The 18899-nt window shown below is 70.8% G+C and carries 21 protein-coding genes; 7 read left to right on the plus strand and 14 right to left on the minus strand.

The window, feature by feature from the left end:
* Positions 1 to 540 precede the first annotated feature (540 nt).
* A complete protein-coding gene (locus AC0I8G_RS05585) occupies positions 541 to 756 on the plus strand; it encodes a hypothetical protein (protein ID WP_471729052.1) in 216 nt (71 codons plus the stop codon).
* Between the two features lie 704 nt (positions 757 to 1460).
* Here the strand turns inward: AC0I8G_RS05585 and AC0I8G_RS05590 are convergent.
* The 5 genes from AC0I8G_RS05590 to AC0I8G_RS05610 form a co-directional block, all read right to left on the minus strand.
* A complete protein-coding gene (locus AC0I8G_RS05590; protein WP_471729053.1) occupies positions 1461 to 1877 on the minus strand; it encodes a PIN domain-containing protein in 417 nt (138 codons plus the stop codon).
* Entirely contained in the window at positions 1874 to 2239 is a 366-nt protein-coding gene (locus AC0I8G_RS05595) for a type II toxin-antitoxin system Phd/YefM family antitoxin (RefSeq protein WP_471729054.1), read from the minus strand. Before AC0I8G_RS05595 ends, AC0I8G_RS05590 begins: the two co-directional genes overlap by 4 nt.
* Before the next feature lie 131 nt (positions 2240 to 2370).
* Positions 2371 to 2745 carry a hypothetical protein gene (locus AC0I8G_RS05600; protein WP_471729055.1) on the minus strand — a complete coding sequence of 125 codons (375 nt, stop codon included), beginning with the start codon at positions 2743 to 2745 and terminating at the stop codon, positions 2371 to 2373.
* Between the two features lie 114 nt (positions 2746 to 2859).
* Entirely contained in the window at positions 2860 to 3039 is a 180-nt protein-coding gene (locus AC0I8G_RS05605; protein WP_471729056.1) for a hypothetical protein, read from the minus strand.
* A gap of 65 nt (positions 3040 to 3104) precedes the next feature.
* Positions 3105 to 5441: a putative bifunctional diguanylate cyclase/phosphodiesterase gene (locus AC0I8G_RS05610; protein ID WP_471729057.1), complete on the minus strand. Its 2337-nt coding sequence runs from the start codon at positions 5439 to 5441 to the stop codon at positions 3105 to 3107.
* Between the two features lie 202 nt (positions 5442 to 5643).
* Between AC0I8G_RS05610 and AC0I8G_RS05615 the strand changes: the two genes are divergently transcribed.
* Positions 5644 to 6234 carry a dihydrofolate reductase family protein gene (locus AC0I8G_RS05615; RefSeq protein ID WP_471729058.1) on the plus strand — a complete coding sequence of 197 codons (591 nt, stop codon included), beginning with the start codon at positions 5644 to 5646 and terminating at the stop codon, positions 6232 to 6234.
* Positions 6235 to 6794: 560 nt separating this feature from the next.
* Here the strand turns inward: AC0I8G_RS05615 and AC0I8G_RS05620 are convergent.
* The 3 genes from AC0I8G_RS05620 to AC0I8G_RS05630 form a co-directional block, all read right to left on the minus strand.
* The gene (locus AC0I8G_RS05620) at positions 6795 to 7226 is read right to left on the minus strand and encodes a hypothetical protein (protein WP_471729059.1); all 432 of its coding nucleotides are present in this window, start codon (positions 7224 to 7226) and stop codon (positions 6795 to 6797) included.
* A gap of 195 nt (positions 7227 to 7421) precedes the next feature.
* Positions 7422 to 7880 carry a DMP19 family protein gene (locus tag AC0I8G_RS05625; RefSeq protein ID WP_471729060.1) on the minus strand — a complete coding sequence of 153 codons (459 nt, stop codon included), beginning with the start codon at positions 7878 to 7880 and terminating at the stop codon, positions 7422 to 7424.
* On the minus strand, positions 7873 to 8529 hold the full coding sequence (locus AC0I8G_RS05630; protein WP_471729061.1) for a TetR/AcrR family transcriptional regulator: 657 nt from the start codon (positions 8527 to 8529) through the stop codon (positions 7873 to 7875). Before AC0I8G_RS05630 ends, AC0I8G_RS05625 begins: the two co-directional genes overlap by 8 nt.
* A gap of 99 nt (positions 8530 to 8628) precedes the next feature.
* On the opposite strand from AC0I8G_RS05630, the gene AC0I8G_RS05635 reads away from it, so the two are divergent.
* Both AC0I8G_RS05635 and AC0I8G_RS05640 read left to right on the plus strand, forming a co-directional pair.
* Positions 8629 to 9090, plus strand: coding sequence for an SRPBCC family protein (locus AC0I8G_RS05635; protein WP_471729062.1), 462 nt, complete (start codon positions 8629 to 8631; stop codon positions 9088 to 9090).
* Positions 9087 to 9491 (plus strand): DUF1304 domain-containing protein, encoded by a 405-nt coding sequence (locus AC0I8G_RS05640; RefSeq protein WP_471729063.1) that lies wholly within the window; start codon positions 9087 to 9089, stop codon positions 9489 to 9491. The genes AC0I8G_RS05635 and AC0I8G_RS05640 overlap by 4 nt, the downstream gene beginning before the upstream one ends.
* Before the next feature lie 351 nt (positions 9492 to 9842).
* Here AC0I8G_RS05640 and AC0I8G_RS05645 read toward each other — a convergent pair whose 3' ends face one another.
* Both AC0I8G_RS05645 and AC0I8G_RS05650 read right to left on the minus strand, forming a co-directional pair.
* Entirely contained in the window at positions 9843 to 10664 is an 822-nt protein-coding gene (locus AC0I8G_RS05645; protein ID WP_471729064.1) for a sugar phosphate isomerase/epimerase family protein, read from the minus strand.
* Positions 10665 to 10771: 107 nt separating this feature from the next.
* Positions 10772 to 11335 carry a hypothetical protein gene (locus tag AC0I8G_RS05650; RefSeq protein WP_471729065.1) on the minus strand — a complete coding sequence of 188 codons (564 nt, stop codon included), beginning with the start codon at positions 11333 to 11335 and terminating at the stop codon, positions 10772 to 10774.
* 223 nt (positions 11336 to 11558) lie between these two features.
* Between AC0I8G_RS05650 and AC0I8G_RS05655 the strand changes: the two genes are divergently transcribed.
* Positions 11559 to 11954, plus strand: coding sequence for a hypothetical protein (locus AC0I8G_RS05655; RefSeq protein WP_471729066.1), 396 nt, complete (start codon positions 11559 to 11561; stop codon positions 11952 to 11954).
* Positions 11955 to 12102: 148 nt separating this feature from the next.
* Here AC0I8G_RS05655 and AC0I8G_RS05660 read toward each other — a convergent pair whose 3' ends face one another.
* From AC0I8G_RS05660 to AC0I8G_RS05670, 3 genes are all read right to left on the minus strand, one after another.
* The gene (locus tag AC0I8G_RS05660) at positions 12103 to 13227 is read right to left on the minus strand and encodes a baeRF2 domain-containing protein (protein WP_471729067.1); all 1125 of its coding nucleotides are present in this window, start codon (positions 13225 to 13227) and stop codon (positions 12103 to 12105) included.
* Between the two features lie 70 nt (positions 13228 to 13297).
* A complete protein-coding gene (locus tag AC0I8G_RS05665) occupies positions 13298 to 13693 on the minus strand; it encodes a YchJ family protein (protein WP_471729068.1) in 396 nt (131 codons plus the stop codon).
* Positions 13690 to 14709, minus strand: a complete 1020-nt coding sequence (locus AC0I8G_RS05670) for a LacI family DNA-binding transcriptional regulator (RefSeq protein ID WP_471729069.1) — start codon at positions 14707 to 14709, stop codon at positions 13690 to 13692. Before AC0I8G_RS05670 ends, AC0I8G_RS05665 begins: the two co-directional genes overlap by 4 nt.
* Before the next feature lie 92 nt (positions 14710 to 14801).
* On the opposite strand from AC0I8G_RS05670, the gene AC0I8G_RS05675 reads away from it, so the two are divergent.
* Both AC0I8G_RS05675 and AC0I8G_RS05680 read left to right on the plus strand, forming a co-directional pair.
* Positions 14802 to 15797, plus strand: a complete 996-nt coding sequence (locus AC0I8G_RS05675) for a Gfo/Idh/MocA family protein (RefSeq protein WP_471729070.1) — start codon at positions 14802 to 14804, stop codon at positions 15795 to 15797.
* A 284-nt stretch (positions 15798 to 16081) separates the two neighbouring features.
* On the plus strand, positions 16082 to 17416 hold the full coding sequence (locus tag AC0I8G_RS05680; protein WP_471729071.1) for an EAL and HDOD domain-containing protein: 1335 nt from the start codon (positions 16082 to 16084) through the stop codon (positions 17414 to 17416).
* Between the two features lie 116 nt (positions 17417 to 17532).
* Here AC0I8G_RS05680 and AC0I8G_RS05685 read toward each other — a convergent pair whose 3' ends face one another.
* Positions 17533 to 18798, minus strand: a complete 1266-nt coding sequence (locus tag AC0I8G_RS05685; protein WP_471729072.1) for an ROK family transcriptional regulator — start codon at positions 18796 to 18798, stop codon at positions 17533 to 17535.
* Positions 18799 to 18899 lie beyond the last annotated feature (101 nt).

Here is an 18899-nt window from a genome sequence, read left to right on the forward strand (position 1 = left end):
TGCCGCGGTCAGCGTCCTTGCCGGGCTGGCCCTGTCCGCCGCCGGCGTCGCACTTGCAGTCACCCTCGACACCCGAAGGCGACAGCCACCGGCGCGTTACGGCGGGGAGGAGCACGTGTGGTCCTTCCCCGCGCTGCCCGCGCTGCCCGCCGCGGGCGCCGCCGTCACCCTGGCTCGCTTCAGCCTCCACACCGTGCTGCGGCGCCGCTGACCAGGTCAACCCCGACCGCCGATCCTGATCATCAACACCACCGGCAGGTTGGGTCGGCTCCCCGATGACCGCACGGTCATCCCGCGATGCGCACCAACGACGAACGGCAGGTCCTGATCCTCAACTCTCCTCCAGGTCGCCCACCGTGCAGTCCCCAGCCAGATGTCGCCGTCGCAACAGACTGATCCCAGCAGACAGAGACCCCCATGCCCCGGCGTCCTGACACGGTGACCGATCGCCCTACGCCGCCACCCGTTCTTGCCCGGCTGCTGGGTCGACGGCGCGGAACAGATCCCAAGAAACCCCTCCTGGTCGCCCTGGACTGCCTCATGGCTGCCATCGCCCTCTACCTGGCCTTCATCGGCTACCTGGGCTTGCCGCCCTGGTTCGCCGTGGCCCTCACCCTCTTGGCCGGCCTCGCGATCTTCTACGCAGTGCGAGAACTGTTCCTCTGGCAGCAGCACCTGCGCCTCACCCACCGACGAGGCATCCCTGACGCCGCGTCGCCGCGGACGCTCCCGACGTCTGACACCCCACAGTGGTAGGCCACGCACGCCACTGCGCCCCAACTCGTCGCCGATCACGTCGCGGTAGCAGTACGACGATCTTCCCGTACCTCACTGACTCCACCAGGGCCGAAAACGCACGGTCATCCCGCTGATGGAGCGCACTCCAACTCAGGCGTTAGCCCCGGCGTCGTCACCAACGTCATCGTGGTCACCGTCGCCACCCACCAAGACTCCGACGCCCTCACCTCCGTCCTCCGTACCGTGCTCCTGCTGCCGTCCCCGACCCGTCTCGCTCACCGCCAGCCCCTCAACACCTCACACCGTTCGCGTCGAGAAACCCATGCTGTCCTCAGGGACACGACGGTGCCGGATTTCACGGTCATCCCACTCATGACCCAGACCCGGCTCATGGCCCATCGTGATGGTGCTGACGATGGTGGCCCGGCTCGCCCTGTCGCCGGGAAGACGGTAGACGAAGCTCGCGTCGATCTCGACCGCGTCCAGGGGAAGACCCCCGGCGGTTCAAGGAGGAACACTGCTGCCGAAGTCGTCCAGCCACAGCTGCCCTCCAAGGCTGCCAGGCTCAACACGTCCACAGAACGAGTGTCATCGCGACGGTCGAACTCCGCTGGACCCGAACTCCATCGCACGACGGGGTCACGTTCCCTCCTCGCGAGCGCCGAGGCGAAGCAGGGCAAGGCCTTCGCACCTCACCGCCTCACCGCCATGGAGTCATGGAGTCAGCGCAACGTGGTGACCGCCACGACCCCCTCCACCGCCCGCGCCAACGCTTCATCGTCAGTGACCAAAGTGAGACCGTGCACCAGCGCAGTCGCGGCGATCATCAAATCGTTCATCCGTTTGCGGGGATGCTGCCCCGCCCCCAACGCCGCCTGGCTCACCTGCCCAAACGCCAACGCCACGGCCATGTCCACCGGGATCGGACGCCACTGACTGGTCGCGAACAACCGCTGGTTCTCCCGCAACGCCAAATCGCCACTGCCGGACCGGCGGGCGTTCTCCACCCCAAAGGTCAACTCCACGATCGTGACGATGCTCAACTGCGTACTCACCGCCGCCGGGACCCCAGCGAAGCTCTCCCCCGGCACCGCCTCCAACACACTGATGACGGCATTGGTGTCCAGCAGGTGAGTCACCGGCCAGCCCGACGCGACCGGCGGCGCGGCTCACTTGGCGACTCCCCCGACGGCTTCTTGCTTCTCGACTGCTCACTCGAGGGAAAGGGATCGCGAGCGTCGGTGTCCAGCCTCTCGTCCACGTCACGGCGCAACTCCATCGCCTTCCCCGGCCCCATGAAGTGCAGTGCCCCCACCACCTCACTCAACGGCACCGCATCCCGCGGACCACCGCCACCCAGCCGGGCGCTGAACGCGCCCACCGGGGCGATCTCCGCCACCGGACGACCCCGGTTGGTCACCGTGAAGGACTCCCCCGCCTCCACCTCCCGCAGCACCCGCGCGTAGTCGTTGCGCAAGTCTCGGGCGTTGATGCTCTGCATGGCTACAAGCGTAGCCATGCAGTACACCGCGCACCAGCCCGCGAGCGCCGGCGACGCCACCCACGCTGGAATCGAGACGCACCGACGTCCCGGACATGACGATGAGCAAGCGGGCCACCAGCCCCGATCAGTCAGCCATTGCCTGCCTCAGCGATCAGCCACGGCTCCTGGTCACCGTGCCGGACCAGCACGTAGCCCCACCCGGAAGGTTCGCCAGTGGAGAAACCCTGGTCGGGATCGGTCACGGTGAAAGTCACCTGTACCGACACCACCTGCTCGTAGGCCTTCAACTCATCCGGGCTCCACGTGGTGTCGTAGGGCACGACCTCGGAGGAGACGTCCACGTCCTTCAAGCCCGGGTCCTCCCCGTGCTGCCACTGGTCCTGCGCAGCGAACCCGGGAGTCGACACCTGCGCCGCGCTGTCCTCGTCCTCGTGCTGGACCGCGTCGAGGTAGGCGCGGACCACATCATCGGGCGCCTCGGAGGCTGTGGGCTGCTGGGCCACCTCGGCTCGCGCCTGCCCTGAGGGACCGCAGCCGGCCACCGCCACAGCGAGCGCCAACGTCAAGCCCACCGAGGACCATGTGAACACGCGGCGTTGATCTCTCACCACTCCGGTCTAGCAGCCGTCGCGCAGGTTCGTTGGAGCTTGCCCCGGTAGGCCGGACACCTTGATCATGACCGACACCTTGCTCGGCGCAGTCTCCACCGTGCCGACTCCACCCGAGGCATCGGATGACCAAAGGTTGCCGTGCACGGCTTCGGCGTTCAGCACGTCCATCGCCGGGTTCGGCGTCACGATCGAAACGGTGCCGCCAGCTCACAGGAACCGCAACGACTGCTGACGGTTGAGCCCACCCTCCTTCAGGTGGCGAGGAGGAGGGAGGCGGTGAGCTGCTGGGCAGGTTGGGGGCGTGCGTGGTGGAAACCCTGGGTGTACTCGCAGCCCAAGTCGACGAGCGTGGCCAACTGCTGCGCCGTCTCCACCCCTTCAGCGAGAGTAGCGATACCGAGCTTGGGGGCCAGGTGCAACACCGCCTCCACGATGGCCTCGCCGGCGGGGCTCCCCAGCGTGGCCGTGAAGGAACGGTCCAGCTTGAGGACGTCCATCGGCATCTGCTGCAACCAGGCCAGGGCGGTGTTGCCGGCGCCGAAGTCGTCCAGGGCGAGGCTGAGACCACTGTCGTGCAGCAGGTGCAGCAGCGGCAGGATGCGCGGTAGGTCCTCGGCGAGGATCCGCTCGCTGATCTCCAGGGTGAGCCCGACGGGGTCGGTGCCGTGGGCGGCGGCGATCGCGGCGAGCTGGGGCAAGAGATCGTGGTTGTGCAGCTGATGGCGATCCAGGTTGATGAACACCTGCGGCGGATCGGTCAGTTCCCGCGACCAGCGGGCCCTCTGGGCGGCGGCTTGGTGAAGCACCCACTCGCAGATGGTCGGCATCAGGGCGGCGTCCTCGGCAGCGGGGATGAACGCCGCGGGCGCGAGCAGGCCAAGCTGCGGGTGGTGCCAGCGCAGCAGAGCCTCCGCGCCGGTGACCGCGTGGTCGCTGGCGCGCAGGATGGGCTGCCAGTACAGCTCCAGCTCATCGCCGGAGGTGGCCCGGCGCAGGTCGCGCTGCAAGCCGAGGCGGTGCAGGAGGTGCTCGCGCAGGTGGGGCTGGAAGACCTCCGCCCGGTCGCGCCCCCGTCGCTTGGCCTCGTAGAGGGCGTGGTCAGCGGTGGAGAGCAGCGTGTCGGGATCACCGGGGCCGATCATCGTGCTGACCCCGATGGAGATGCTGACCTGAAGTTCCCCGTGATCGCGGGAGTGATCACCGGGCCCGAGGGGGTAAGCGCCGCCCGCGGCGACGTTGACGCGCTCGGCGAGGAGCAGGGCCTCGTCGGGGTGGTGCAGGTCCTCGGCCAAGACGACGAACTCGTCCCCACCCAGGCGGCAGACGGTGTCAGCCGGACGCACGGCGGAGCGCAGACGCTCAGCGAGGTCGATGAGCAGCCGGTCACCGGCGGGGTGGCCGTGAGCGTCGTTGACGTTCTTGAAGTGGTCCACGTCCACGAGGAGGAGGGCCACAGGGTGCTCGCTTCGAGCACTGCGGGCCAGAGCGTGGTGCAGGGCCTGGGTGAAGTAGCGCCGGTTGGGCAGGCCCGTCAACGGGTCGCGCACCGCCTCCTCGGCGAGGAGCTCACTGGCGTGCTGCTCCTCAGTGACGTCACGGCAGTTGATCACCACACCCGCCACACCAGGGGTGTGCAGGTGATTGGTGGCCTGAGCCTCGATCCAACGCGTCTGCCCGTCCCCGGTGATCACCCGGGCCCGGTCACGCAGAACCTGCCCCGGCTCCGCCGCGCGAGCGCGCTCCAGCAGGTCCTGGCCCCGTCCTTGGTCCTCCGGGTGCAGGGGAAGGCCGTACGGAGTCCCGGCCAGGGTGTTTCCGTCGGGGGTGAAACGCTGCGTCGAAGGGCTCGCGTAGGTGATCGTCTTGTTGCGGTCCACGACGACGGTGATGTCGCTGGAGTGCTCCACCAGGGCACGGAAGCGTTGCTCGCTGGCCACCCGTGCCGCCTCCGCGGCCCGCAGATCAGTGACGTCCTGCCAGATCGCGACCAGCAGATCACCCACCCGCGTGCGAGTCACCTCCAGCACCCGCCGCTCACCCCGGGCATCGAGGTGGTCCTCATCGCGGCGCAGCGGATGTTCTGAGGCGAAAGCCTCACGGCGCAGTGCGAGCCAACGCTCGCGCTGCTCGAGCGTTGTCACCTCGCCCAGTCGAGGCCATCTACCGTCGGCGCGGGGATCGGCCGCGACGCCCAGGCCGAGCCCGGCAGCGGAAGCCTCGATTCCTGCGGCGGACCCGGACATGGATCCGGACATGGTGAGCAACTCGAAGTCGGTGACTTCGCCCGACTCCATCACCGGTCGCATCACGACGACCAGTACCCGGCCATCGGTGTCCAGCCCTTCGAGCAGCGCCGTCAGCACCACCTCAGCGGTGACATCGCCTGCACTCACCGCGCCACGCTCCCTGCCGCCGCTGGGAGAGAGCTCCGTCGCCCCCACGCCAGTGTTCACTTCCCAGCTACGACTACACCACGCGATGTCCCAATTGCTCTCAGCGAGATGTCCGGGGTGAGTCTGTCCCTTGTTTCGCGTCAGCGTCTTGGTGGCACCTCGGAAGGTGGAGTTGCAGCGCACTCCGATGTTCACGGTCATCCCGCAGTGCGCGTGCTCGCCAGCGGTCGGCCACGTCCGCCCGTGTCGATGACCGAGTGGTCAGGCCATCCAGTACCGCGCGCGTTGTACGCCGCCGACTTCGACGGCCGCTCAAACCCCCTCCGATGCGGTGGACGATCACGATCGCCGTCACAGCCCTCACGTGCGACCGCCCCGCGGCGACTACCGTTCGATCGTGGCGAAGATCGTCGTGGTCAACTTCACCACCCTCGATGGCGTGATCCAGTCGCCGCTCTCCCCCGACGAAGACCGAGACGGCGGATTCGCAGCCGGCGGCTGGGTGCAGCCTCACATGGACGACGTCGTCGCCCGCGTCATGAGCGCCGCCACCACCAGCGCCAGTGCCTTCCTGCTAGGACGCAAGACCTACCTGACCTTCGCCGCGACGTGGTCGGTGGCCGACCAGGAGGAACCAGCGGTCGCAGCGCTCAACGACCTCCCCAAGTACGTCGCCTCCACGACCTTGACCGCCACCCCGTGGCAGAACAGCCACATCCTCGGCCCCGACGTGAGGACCGAACTGCTTTCCCTCAAAGAACACCCCGGCGGTGACATCGTCGTCTTCGGCAGCAGCGGACTGCTGACGACGCTGGCTGCCGAGGACCTCATCGACGAGTACACCCTGCTGGTCTTCCCGCTCCTCCTCGGCGCGGGGAAGCGGATGTTCCAGGACACCGCGCCCACGCGGCTGACCCTGCTGTCCACGATCACGTCACCGACCGGTGTGATCATCACCCGGTACGCCCGCCACCGCGACCACCCCTGACAGCAGGCACCTCAACACCGGGCGCGATACCGCGACGCTGTCCTCAGCGGTGCACGATCACGCCGCGATACGGGCGGACCGTCAGCGGCCGACGACGTCGCGGGCAGGGCCGCGACAGCCCAGGCCTACCTGCCTCGACGCTTTCTCACGAACGACGCGATCCCCAGGGGTCCGACGGTGGCCGCGAAGATCGCGGCGAGTCGCCACCAGAAGGGCACGGAGCTCTCCGCGGAGGAGACCCCTGCGATCGCCGCGAAGAGCACTGCAGAGACGAGGAACCTCGGCCAGCGGGGCGAGTCCAGGTCCATCTCCCAGGAAGCTCGCTCGGACTTCGGTCGGGAATCCATCCACCCGGACAGGGCAGAGGCGACAGCCGCAGGCACGAGCCACAGCATCCAGAGCACAGCGACACCCTCCCGGATCTGCTCGAGCCCTGCTCGGCACCACGACGAAGCTGGTCCATCTGCCGTGACGATCTACCGGTCATCCCGCCGTCCGCGCGGTCATCCTGCGAAGTTCACGCACATCACGACGCTGACAGCCGCGTCGGGAACGACGCTTCAGGCGGCGAGCAGCTGCCGAAAGCGCGCATCGGCAGCATTGACCGGCTCATCGGAGACGTCGGCGAGGAAGAAGGCGCAGAAGCGGGTCTGCGGACCAGCCTCGGCCAGCAGCTGACGCCATGACCACAGGTTGGGATGCGGCATGTGGGTCGCCGCCTCGGCTGGCGCCAGGAGCCCAACCGCCTGAGCGAAGCGCTCACGGGTCAAGGCGAAAACACCGGTCGTGGCGACGTAGCCGCAGATTGAGGCCAGGACCACCGCTGGAAGCGGTCGCACCGCACCGAAGTGGTTGATGTGTCCGAAAGTGAGCTCTGCACCCTCCTGGCGGGCCACGGTGTAGGCGGCGGGCATGACGAGCCCGGGGACGCTGGTGGCGAAGCGATCGAACGCGGCCTGCAGGTCTTCATCGCTCACCCAGGCTTCGACCACGCTGCCCTCCCATGGGTTCTGCACCAGCGTCCGCCCCCGCGGATCAACCGGATCTACCGTACTAAGCGCTCCGCGATCTCGCGGTCATCCCGCATTGTGCGCGCTGTCGCTGGCAGTCGACGACGTCGCCGTCCTGCCGATGAGTGCTGACCGTCTCCACGCTCGACGTGGGGTGGAACTCCTCACCCGCAGCAGTCAGGACGGCAGCAGCTCGGGGATGATCTCACGCAGGCGAGCAGCCACCGCCGCTTCCAGCCGCTCCGAGCGAGCGATCTCGAAGAACGCCGCGTCGAGCTGCTCCCACAACAGAGCGTCCACATCGCAGAGTTCCTCCCTGCCGGTGGGCCGGAACCGCAGGTACTCCTCGCGGGCGCAGGCGACGAGCCCGGCGACGTCGCTCAGACCAAGCCAGCGGTAGCCCTCGATCGCGTCCTCGATCGACTGCATGTTGTCGCTGAAGAAGATGTTCTCGATGCCTCCACCGACCAGTCCGCCGTTCTCGGCAATGCCGTGCAGGGCCATCGCCGCGCCAAGGGATCGAAGGCCGGGAAGGGCCGAGACGTCCTGGCGTTCGTAGGCGTAGATGGCGCGAACGTTCAACGCGTCGATCAGCGGGGTCATCGTCGCGGGCCTGATCGTTTCCTGCTCAATCACCAGCCGGTTTGCTGCTGCTCCGGTCCACGAGGTGGCGGACGAGCACGCGCGCGGCGTCCACGGCGACCTCGACGACGTCCTCGTCGCTCGTGTCCGCGTCGACCGAGGCGTTGACGGCGGTGTTGATGCTCAGGACGGCCATCCGCAGCAGCAGCGTGTCGGCGGGTACCGGTGACGGAAGGCACGCGACCAGCTCGTCGACGAACTCCGTCAGCCCGGTGCCGATGCGCCGGCCGTCGGCAGCGCTCACCGTTCCCGCGATCAACGGGTTCGCCGCGGCGAAGCGGATCCCGCGCAGCTTGTCCGCGGAGGAGGAGCCCACCCAGCGCAAGACCGCCGCCTCCAGAACGTCAAGAGTCTTCGGCTGCTCGCGCACCCACGCCAGGAGTTCTTCCGCCTCGAGGGCACGGTCGGTGAACAGGGAGCGCAGGATCGCCTCCTTGCTGGGGAAGTGGTAGTACAGCGACGCCTTGGTGATCCCCAACGTTTCCGCGATCTCGCGGAGCGAGGTCGCCGCGTAGCCCTGAGCAGTGAAGAGCTCCAGCGCGATGCGCTGCGCCTCCTGCCGGGTCTGGTCACCACTGCGACGAGCGGTCGTCATGCGCACGTCGGGACGGGCGGCCTTGTTCACGTCACTGTCGACACCCATGCGCAGCAGCCTACCGGGCGGCAGGCTTGACACCAACCTGCCGCACGGTAGGTAATGGATTCAAGACACCTCATCGTTCGCCCTCCCCAAGGAGTCACTGTGAGTGAGTACGAAGTCGTCCGCGAGTACCCCTACCCCCTCGAAGAGGTGTGGCGGGTGCTGACCGATCCCGTCCAGGTCGCGCAGTGGACCACCACCGGCCGAGGAGGACGCCCTGAGGGCTTCGCCCCTGTCGCCGGCACGAAGTTCCGCTTCGTCGGCAAGCCCACGATGGGCTGGTCCGGTGTCGTCTACTGCGAGGTCCGCGACGTCGATGCACCCCGCGCCCTGCGTTACACCTGGAAGGGGGACGAGGACTCCGACGACGTCACCGACGTGACCTATCTGCTCGAAGCCACCCCCACAGGGACCCGCTTCACCTGGAAGCACACCGGGTTCACCGGCGCGGGCGGGTTCGCCATGTCCAAGCTGCTCGCGAGTGTGCGCCGCAAGATGCTCACCGAAGGTGTGCCCCCCGTCCTGGCCACCTTCCACGCCGGTCGCCCTACGGACGCTGGGTGATCTCCCCCACCCTCGCAATCACCGTGGCCGCCAGCACGGTGGCCGCGGTGATGCACGGATGGATCTTCATCCAGGAGAGCGTCCTGTTCACCCGGCCCGCCACCCAACGCATGTTGGAGGTCGCACCGCAGCACGCCTCCGCGGTTCGCTTGTGGGCCTATCACCAAGGCATTTACAACCTCCTCCTGGCCCTGACCGCCCTTGTCGGAGCCGTGGAAATCGTGATCGGTGCCGTACTCATCGCCCAGACCATGATCATTACTGCCAGCGTCTCGATGGTCGTCGCCGCCGTCGCTCTGCTGCTCATCGACCCACGCCGAGGCCGCCTGCCCGGCTTCCTCGCTCAGGCACTACCGGCACTCATCGCACTCACCTGCCTCGTCGCCGGGTTCTCTGGCTGACGTCGGCGGACCCGCACCAGTTCCAGTCCTTGGCCGAAGCCGCACCGCGAGTCTCACGGTCTAGCGGGACGCTCGGTCATGCCGATGTCCGGGCGTTCAGCCCTGGCCGTCGCACCCACCGCTGTCACCACATGAGGTCACCCGTGGGTGAACCGAAACGGTCACCCGGGCGACCAGATCGGCGCACCCACGTCTTCCCCCACGACGGGGGTCGCCCTGTTGCACCGACGTCACGGTCATCCCGCTGTCATGGACGTCGACGACGTCGACGACGTCGCGCTCATGGCTCCCCCGACCCGCGCGGTCGGTGCCGAGCGGCCACGTCCGAAACACGGCCGTCCAGTCGAGCGCTCAGCTGAGGACGTCCTCCACGATCGCGCGCTGGACGGCCAGCCCCGCCCACTCATCATCACCGACCGCGTCGTAGACCAGGGCCAGCGGACCGCTGTAACCGGCGTCGAGGATCGAGGACAAGCTCGCGCGGTAGTCGACCTCATCGACCTCGCCCCCGTCCCAGTGGGCCTTGGCGTGGCAGGTCTCCGCGTAGGGGGCGACCTCGGCCAGGTCGGCGTACTTGCCCGGACCGCTCCAGTTCCCCAGGTCCACCAGCAGTCCCACCGCTCCGTCGAGGGGGTCGAGGACGGCCTGCACGTCCGCGGCATCGCGCGTCACGACACCCCAGTTCTCGGTGACGACGCGCAGATCCCCGGCACGGGCGGCGATGCGCCCCAGCGCCGCGGAACTGTCGGCTTGCGCGGTGTCGGTGCGGGTCTGGCCGGCCACCACCCGGATCCGGGCGGCCCCCAGGGCGACGGCGTCGGTGAGGTAGGAGGAGATCCACGCCTCCTCGCGCGCGGCCTCGCTCGGGTGGGTCAGATCACCGTCGTCCACCAGCAACGCGTCCAGCACGACACCGGCCTCAGCCAGCGCCGCGCGCAGTTCGGCGAGGTAGCTGGCGTCGCGGTGCGGGAGGTGGAAGTGGCACAGCTGCACCATGCGGTAGCCGTGCTCGCGCAGCGCGGCGGGCAGCTCGAGCAGCGCCAGCCCAGCGGGTTCGGTGGTGGTTGCGGCCCGGAAGCGGCCCAGGGTGCGGTCCAGGGACCAGGCGTGGACCGCCGTGGCCGGCAGCAGGTCGTGGCCGGGACCGGGATTGGTGTCATCGCTGACCGTCATGTCCCCAGCATCTCGTACGCGCACCTCCCCGCCCTTGGCCGGACCCCACGCCCACGGGCATCACGGTCATGACGATGAGCGGGATGCCGACCAAGTGGGTGAGGACATCAGCTGACCGCGGCCAGCGGCTCCCAACGGGCCGCGCCAGCAGCCACGTCGATCACCACCCGACCCAGCGGCTGCGTCGCTGCATCCACCACGAAGTCCGGCCCACCCCGACCGGCATCCTCACCCGGACGCCGGTCCAGGTACGGGGTGAGGGTGAAGACCACCTCACGCGCACCGCCGGGCAACGGATAGGGGCCATAGCTGCCCCGGGAGTACGGCTGCCCCGGCTCACCGGTGACGCTGCCGCCGCCGATGTTCCCCGCCTCCTGCACCTCCCGCGGCAGGGGCGGGTCGACCTCGTACTCCACATCAGCCACCGGGCTGACGAACCACTGCCCGGCGTCGGGATCGCCCTCATGGACCGCCGGGGCGATCTCGTAGTCCAGCGACACCATCTGCCAGGACTCACCAGCTGGCTCAGGCAGCCGGTTGCCTGCGGCGTCGGGCCAGTGGCCTTCGTCGCGCAGGTTCCGCAGGTGCAGGTGACGACCCGGGACCACCTCACCGCAGTCCACGTCGAAGGCCACCAGCAGCGTGCCCTGCTCGTTGTCGATGTCGCTCATGCAGTGAGCGTCGTGGGTCGCCCCGACCAGGCGCATCAGGGATTCCCCTGAGCGCACCCCGGGATCGAGGTACCCAACCGCACGGTCATCCCGCGGTGCGCGCGAAGCGCACGGTCATCCCGCGGTGCGCGCGGTCGGCGACGTCGCGGTCCTGGCGAGAGTCGGACGGTCCGCAGGCGCTGGACCGGCAGTGGACCGGCTGCCGTCCTGCCACTCTGCTCACGTGGACCACCCCGCACGCCGCGCGCTCCCGCTCCTGGTCCCCCTGCTGCTGATCGCCGCCTCGACCGGCTGCTCGGGGGAGGGGACAGGCGAGGTCATGGTGGAGACCACCCTGCACCTGTGCCGCCAGCAGGAGTGCCGAGACCTACCGGCAGCGGGGGCAGAGGTCACCTTCTTCGCCGGCGGCAGCGAGGTCGGGACCGCGACCCTGGACGACGCCGGCCGCATCACCAAGACCTTCGGCCCCGGCACGTACACCGTGGACGTCTCGATGCCCGAGTTCGGCCTGCACATCACCCAGGACCAGGTGACCCCCACCGGCCTGGAGGCCGACGGGGGCGTCACCTTCGCTCTGGCCTTCCCCGGCACCCTGGACCTGAGCGCCGACGCGTCGTAGCCCGACGCCGCGGTCACCCGAGAACTGCGTGCACCCGCCTCAGAAGAGAGCCCTCACTGCGGGCCCCGAACCAGACCGACCCCCGTGGATCGTCGAGCTCCCGCGTTCCGGGCGGGATCACGGCTGTTCACGACCCGCAGGACGGGCCCTAGTAGCGCAGGAGGGCGCCGATGCCGTCGGCCATCGCGACCAGGGGCGCCTCACCGTCCTCCTCCGGGAGCGGGACGAGGTGGATCTCGGCGTCGGAGGCGGCCAGGGCGCGGACGAGGGCCGCGTCGGCGCGGACCTGCACGGCGTCCTCGACGCCCAGGGCGTGCAGGTCCATCGTCGTGGTGCTGATCTCCAGCGGTCCCCGGCCGGCCCAGAGGAGTTCCGTCGAGCTCGGGTCGTCGAGCAGCAGCATCGTCGCCACCTGCCCCTTGCGCAGGGCGGAGACGACCGCGGCCATCCCCTCGACGGCCCGGCCCGCCCGGCCGCGTTCCTGGACGAAGTCGTCGATGACGGTCTGGCGCCGCGCCGCGCGGACGACGTCGAGGACCTCGGCGACGGCGGCCGTGAACGCCTTCTCGTGGGTGCCGGCCGCCCGCGAGCCGCCCTTGACGTCGCGGAGCAGGGCCCGCAGCGGGGCGGGGGCCTTCTCGCGCAGCGCGGCGGCGGCCTTCGCGTCACCGGTGAGCAGCACGACCTCGGGGTGCTCGCGGCGGACGAGGTCGGTGAGGTCGGCGGCGACGGCGGCGGCGTTGTGGTCCCAGGAGTCCTGCACGGACCGCTGGTAACGGTGCTCGGCGCGGTTGTCCCCGGACCCCTTGTGCAGCAGGTCGTGTCCCCCCTCGACGGAGTGGACCTCGGCCCCCTGGACCGCACCGGTGCGGGTGAGGGTGATGTCGGCGCCGGCCCGGTCGAGCTCGACGAGCACGTAGCGGACGTCGTCGGCCCTCGACCGCACGAGCGGCATGAGGTGCGCGACGGGGCCGGTGCTGACCTCTTCGCGCAGCGGCGGGGCGGGCAGCACGACGTCGAGCTGCAGCCCCTCCTTCGTGGCGAGCATCGCGCGTCCGACGTGACCCCCGACCCCCGTCGGTTCGGTGGCGACGGCGTCGAGCGCGGTCAGCGCGGTCTCGGGGGCGCCCTGGCCGGCCAGGGCCGACCGGGCGTCCTGCCAGCGCAGGTCGATGTCGTGGGCGCCGGTCGCCCGGTCGCGGGTCGCGTCGACGTAGACGGACACGTGCGGACCGGGGTCCAGCGCCAGGTCCTTGAGCCAGTCCAGCTTCACGGGACTCCTCCTCATCGCGGATGGTGCTCAACGCTCTTACCCGTGACTCAGAGTTTCAACCGGAGCGCGATCACGCGACCAGGTTTCCCACCGGCCCCACGTAGAGCCAGACGCCGGCGACGCGGGTGAAGGCCGAGTTCTCCTGCTGGACACCGCGGCGGCCCGCCTGGCGGTAGTGCGCCTCGAACTCGACGGTCCCGGTGTCGTCGAAGGGGCTACCGCCCGTGGTGGCGAGCACGAGGAGGCGGCGCCACTCGACGCCGGGGTCCAGGTCGAGCTCGTCGGGTCGGGTGGCGGGGTCCCAGGTGCGGAGCAGGTGCTCGCGGTCGCCCACGGCGAAGGCCGTGTAGCGCGAGCGCATCAGCGCTTCCGCGGTCGGCGCCGCCTGGCCCCCCAGGTACCGGCCGCAGCACCCGGCGAACGGCTCGCCCCAGCCGCACGGGCACGGTCCCTCGGGAGTGGTCACCCCGTCATCCTGCCCGGCGGCGGGGCCGTGGTGGAGCGCACGACGAGACGCGGGGCCACCAGCCGCAGGCCGACGGGCAGCTCGGGGTCCTCGAGGCGGGCCAGCAGGCGCTCCCCCGCGATCCGGCCGACCTCGCGGGCGGCGTTGTCGACGCTGGTCAACGACACCGCCCGCAGCCGGGCCAGCGAGGTGTCGTCGTAGCCGGCGACGGAGACGTCTGCGGGGACGTCGAGGCCGAGGTCGGCCGCGGCGGCGAGGACCCCGACGGCGCAGGCGTCGTTCGCGGCGAGCACGGCGGTCGGCCGCTCGGCGGCACGTCGGGCGTCACCGAGCAGGACGAGACCCGCGCGGTGGCCGGCGTCCTCGGTCATCTCGGCGACGGCCACCAGGGGTGTCCCGCCGCCGGCCCGGACGGCCGCCTCGAAGGCCTCGCGGCGCAGCCGGCCGACGGGCCCGGACCCGCCGACGTGGGCGATGCGGCGGTGGCCGAGGGCGAGCAGGTGGTCGACGACGAGCCCCACCCCCGCCGGGTCGTCCCCGGCGACGACGTCGAGGTCGGTCCCGGGCGGGGTGCGGGTGCCGGCCAGCACGACCGGCAGGTGCACCGCGACCTCCTCGACGAGGGTGAGGTCGGGCAGGGTGCCGATGACGACGAGCCCGTCGACGCGCAGGTCGGCGAAGGTCTGCGGGGCCTCGGGTTCGCTGCGGACCTCGGCCAGCACCGGTCGCAGCCCGGCCGCGCGCAGCACGGGCCGCAGTCCGTCGAGGACGTCCACGAACCACGGGTTGCGCAGGTCGTCGAGGACGAGCCCGACGGCCCGGGTGCGGCCCTGCGCGAGGCTGCGGGCGGTCGGGTCGGGGCGGTAGCCGAGCTCGTCCATCGCGCTGAGCACGGCGGCGCGGCGTTCGGGCGAGACCTTCGGGCTCTCCTGCAGCACGAGCGAGACCAGCGACTTGGAGACCCCGGCGCGCGCGGCGACGCTGCGGATCGTGGGTCGTCCCCCCGGATCGCTCACGCCTCTACCCTCCTTGACATCGGGTTGGTGGTGGGTCGATCGTAGAGGGCGTTGGACCGGTCCAACGACGATGACGTCCTGAAGGAGTCCCCTTGTCCGACCTGCACCTCGGCCTCGCCGGCGTGGGCCGCATCGGCGTCATGCACGCCCGCAACGTCGTCACGACCCCCGGCGTGGGCCGGCTCACCGTCGCCGACGTCGACACCGTCCGCGCGCGGTCCGTGGCCGACGAACTGGGGGTCGAGGCCGCCGTCGACGTCGACGCCCTGCTCGCCTCCGGGATCGACGGGCTGATCGTCGCGACCGGCACCGCGCAGCACCCCGAACTCATCCGGGCCGGCGTCGAGGCCGGCATCCCCGTGTTCTCCGAGAAACCCGTCGCGCCGGACGTCGCGCTGTCGCTGCCCGTCCTGGACTTCATCGCCGCCCACGACGGTGTCGTCCGCATCGGTCACCAGCGCCGCTACGACGCCGGCTACCTCGAGGCCAAACGTGCGCACTCGACCGGCGAGCTCGGCTGGCTGCACGCGATCCGGGCCGTGACCTGCGACGTGACCCCGCCGCCGGTGTCGTTCCTCGCGACCTCGGGCGGGTTGTTCCGCGACTGCTCCGTCCACGACTTCGACGTCATCCGCTGGATCACCGGCCGGGAGGTCGTCGAGGTCTACGCCCGGGGCAGCAACAACGGCGACCCCGATATCGGGGCCGTGGGCGACGTCGACACCGCCCTCGCCGTCTGCACCCTCGACGACGGGACCCTCGCCGTCGTCACGGCCTCCCGCTACAACGGGGCGGGCCACGACGTCCGGCTGGAACTGCAGGGCTCCACCGGGTCGCTGCTGGTCGGCCTCGACGAACGGAGCGCGCTGCGCTCGGCCGAACCCGGCGTCGAGTTCCCCGCCGGAACCCCGCACACGACGTTCGCCGAACGCTTCGCCGACGCCTACCGCGCCGAGATCGCCGCCTTCGCGGACCTGGTCCGAGGGATCGACGGGGAACTGTGCCGGCCCGAGGACGCCGTCGCCGCGTCCCGGGTCGCCGACGCCGCGCAGGAGTCGCTCGCGAGCGGGACGCCGGTCCGGGTCTGACCTCGGGAGCCGCCGGGGACACGAGCGGACGGGACGAACGGTCGGCGTCTGGTGATCGCCCGGATGCAGCAGTCAAGTACCGCGCCGTGCCGTCCGATCCTCCAGTGTCGAAGGAACCACGCGCGACGACGCGGACGCCGCACGTCCCCTGCAGACACCCCGTCGGAGACCCAGGACCGCGTCGGCGTGACTTCCCGCCTCGTCGCGAGACGGTGGCCGACAACGGCTTCGTGGTTCGGCACCGGTGAGGCGGCGGGTTCGAGGTGGGTGAGGAGGTGGTCGGTGTGACGACCGGCGTGGGAGCCGTGTGGGTCGGTGTCCAGGCGATCTGCACCGCCCAGCGGGAGGTCTACGGCTACGAGCTGCTGCACCGGACCGGACCGACGAACCGCGCGGAGCTGGTGGGCGCGGTCGAGCACGAGCGAGCCACCGCGCAGGTCATCGCCGCGGCGTTCGGGGAGTTCGGCACCGAGGAACTGGCCGGAGGCCGGCGGCTGTTCATCAACCTGACCCGTTCGTTCGTCACCGGCCAGCTACCGCTGCCCTTCGCCGCCGAAGGGGTCGTGCTGGAACTGCTGGAGACCGTCGACGTGGACCACTGGGTGATGTCCGGTCTGCGGAACCTCAAGCGACGTGGCTTCGCCATCGCCGTCGACGACTTCGACGGCGAGACCGAGCGGGTACCCGCCGTAGCTCTGGCCGACTACGTCAAGATCGACCTGCAGGTGAGCGGCGACCGCCTGCTCGACGTCATCGCCCTGGTCGAGCGGGTCAACCCGACGGCGGTCGTCGTGGTCGAGAGGGTGGAGACCGAAGAACAGTTCGAGGCGTGCCGTGCCGCGGGCGCCGACCTGTTCCAGGGGTACCTCTTCCACCGCCCGGACGTCCTGACGCGTCCCGTGCTCGACTCCTCCCACCTGAACTGCGTGCAGCTGATCGCCCTGTTGTCGGACCGGGACGCCCCCGTCGAGCGGGTGCTCGACCTGCTGTCCGCCGACCCCGGACTGAGCGTGCGCGTGCTGAAGACGGTCAGCTCGGCTGCCTACGCCCCCCGGGGGGGCATCACCTCCCTGCAGCAGGCGATCGTGCTGCTGGGCCGTCGGGAACTGCTCAACTGGGCGGTCCTGGTGCTGCTGAAGGGATCGGGATCCGCGCGGGTTCCCCAGCAGACCCTGACCTGGATCTTCACGCGCGCCGAGGCCTGCCGGCTGCTGCTGCCCGCCGACCCCGAGGCTGCCTCCACCGTCGGCCTGCTCTCCGCCGCCGCCGAGGCGCTGGGGTTCGACCTGGGCGAACTCACCCGGGGATGCACCCTGCAGCCCGCGGTCCACGCGGCCCTCACGAGCGCCACCGGGGTCCTGGGCACCTGTCTCGACGCCGTGCGGCTCCACGAGGACTCCCTCACGGGGGACCGCCGTGACCACCGCGTGCGCCTTCGAGGAGGGCTGGCCGCACGCCCCGACGGGCAGCCCGACCCGGGCGCCGTGCCGGCCTTCCCCGGAGCCATGCGTCCCGCCTCGGTGTCGCTGGCCTACCTGCGGGCTCAGGTCACCGCCCAGAACCGGGTGACGGAACTCCTCTCCCGCACGGCGGGGTCGACGGGCGGGCCGACCACCTGAGCGGTGGCCGGAGCGCGGAGGATCCTCGACGCCCCGGCGGCGGACTTCCTCGCCGACTCCTGCGCCGCAGCGGGGGTCCGGGGTAGCACCGGAGCCGACAGGGGTCCGGCGACCGGTCACCGCGTGAGGCGGTCCTGCAGGAGCAGCGCGGCGGCCCCCACCGCGGGGCCCGTCGCAGCGGCCGTGGAGACCGTGACCGTCACCGGCCGCCCCCAGACCCGGGAGGACGGGGCCCCGATGCGGGCCGTGATGGCCGACCCGTAGATCGCCGGGGCGGCGGCGAAACCCGGCCCGGTGAGCACGAGCAGGTCGAGGTCGAAGAGGTTCACGAGGGTCTCGGCGGCAGCGGCGACGTAGCGCGCGGAGTCGTCGAGGATCGCCCGGCAGGCCTGCCCGCCGGTGCGGGCAGCGCGGGCGACGGCGGAGAAGTCGGTGAGCAGGGCCCGGCGGGCGACCCGTTCCAGCCCGGCCTCGCGGCGTGCGTCCGGATCGGCCAGGGCACGCGCGACCACCGTCTCCGGACCGGCCATGACCTCCAGGCAGCCGGAACCACCGCACGGACAGGGCGGGCCGTCGACGACGACGCAGACGTGCCCGAACTCCCCCGCGTGCCCGCGCGAGCCCCGGTGGGCGGCGCCGTCGATCACGATGCCCGCGCCCAGCCCCGCCCCCAGGTACAGGGCGGCGAAGGAGCGGGAGTTCTCCACCCGGGCGACCCAGTACTCACCGACCGCGGCCGCGGTCGCGTCGTTCTCCACCAGGACCGGCCACCCCGTGACCCGCTGCAGGGAGCGGCGCAGCCGTTCGCCGTCGATCGCGCCGACCGCGCCGGCCGCGGGGCGGGCGGGATCGGCGGGGTCGGACTCGCGACCGGTCCGCCGCAGCAGGCCGCCCCCGGGACCTCCCCAGACCAGTCCGATCCCGAGGCAGGTCCCGCGGTCCTGCCCGCTCTTGGTCAGGAGCTGGTCGACGTCGGAGGCCAGGCGCGCGGCGAGGTCGTCGGTGGCCGGCTCCGCGGACCCGTCGACGGGGGCGAACCGCCGGGTGAGCCGGGCCAGCACCCCACCGGTCTGACTGGTCAGCACGTAGGTCACGGTCGTCGTGGCGAGGTCGATGCCGACGGCGGTCCGGCCGCCGGGGTCCAGCTGCAGGAGGGTTCGCGGCTTGCCGCCGGTGCGGGTACGTCCGGCCTCGACGACGACGCCTTCGGACAGCAGGCGCTTCACGGTGGTGGAGACCGAGGCCTCGGTGAGTCCGGTGAGGGCCGCGAGCTCGACCCGGCTGACCTGACCGGCCGCCCGCAGGGCGTCCAGCAGCCGCTCGCGGGCCCCGTCCCGGCGCGGTCGACGGACCGACCTCGGCGGATCCTCCACCGACGTCATCGATGCTCCTCGGGCTGATCAGGGCGGGGCGGCTCCTCGTGAGCTGTTGCGCACTCTAGTGCTGCCGAGTCCCGTGCGCGGTAGTCCTTGACGTGACTTCC

The sequence above is a fragment of the Kineococcus sp. AC630 genome, from assembly GCF_979255925.1.

Coding starts and splice junctions, on each gene's coding strand:
- AC0I8G_RS05595 (WP_471729054.1), bottom strand. CDS start 2,239: ATGCAGAGCATCAACGCCCGAGACTTGCGCAACGACTACGCGCGGGTG.
- AC0I8G_RS05645 (WP_471729064.1), bottom strand. CDS start 10,664: ATGACGGTCAGCGATGACACCAATCCCGGTCCCGGCCACGACCTGCTG.
- AC0I8G_RS05685 (WP_471729072.1), bottom strand. CDS start 18,798: ATGACGTCGGTGGAGGATCCGCCGAGGTCGGTCCGTCGACCGCGCCGG.
- AC0I8G_RS05650 (WP_471729065.1), bottom strand. CDS start 11,335: ATGAGCGACATCGACAACGAGCAGGGCACGCTGCTGGTGGCCTTCGAC.
- AC0I8G_RS05585 (WP_471729052.1), top strand. CDS start 541: ATGGCTGCCATCGCCCTCTACCTGGCCTTCATCGGCTACCTGGGCTTG.
- AC0I8G_RS05630 (WP_471729061.1), bottom strand. CDS start 8,529: ATGGGTGTCGACAGTGACGTGAACAAGGCCGCCCGTCCCGACGTGCGC.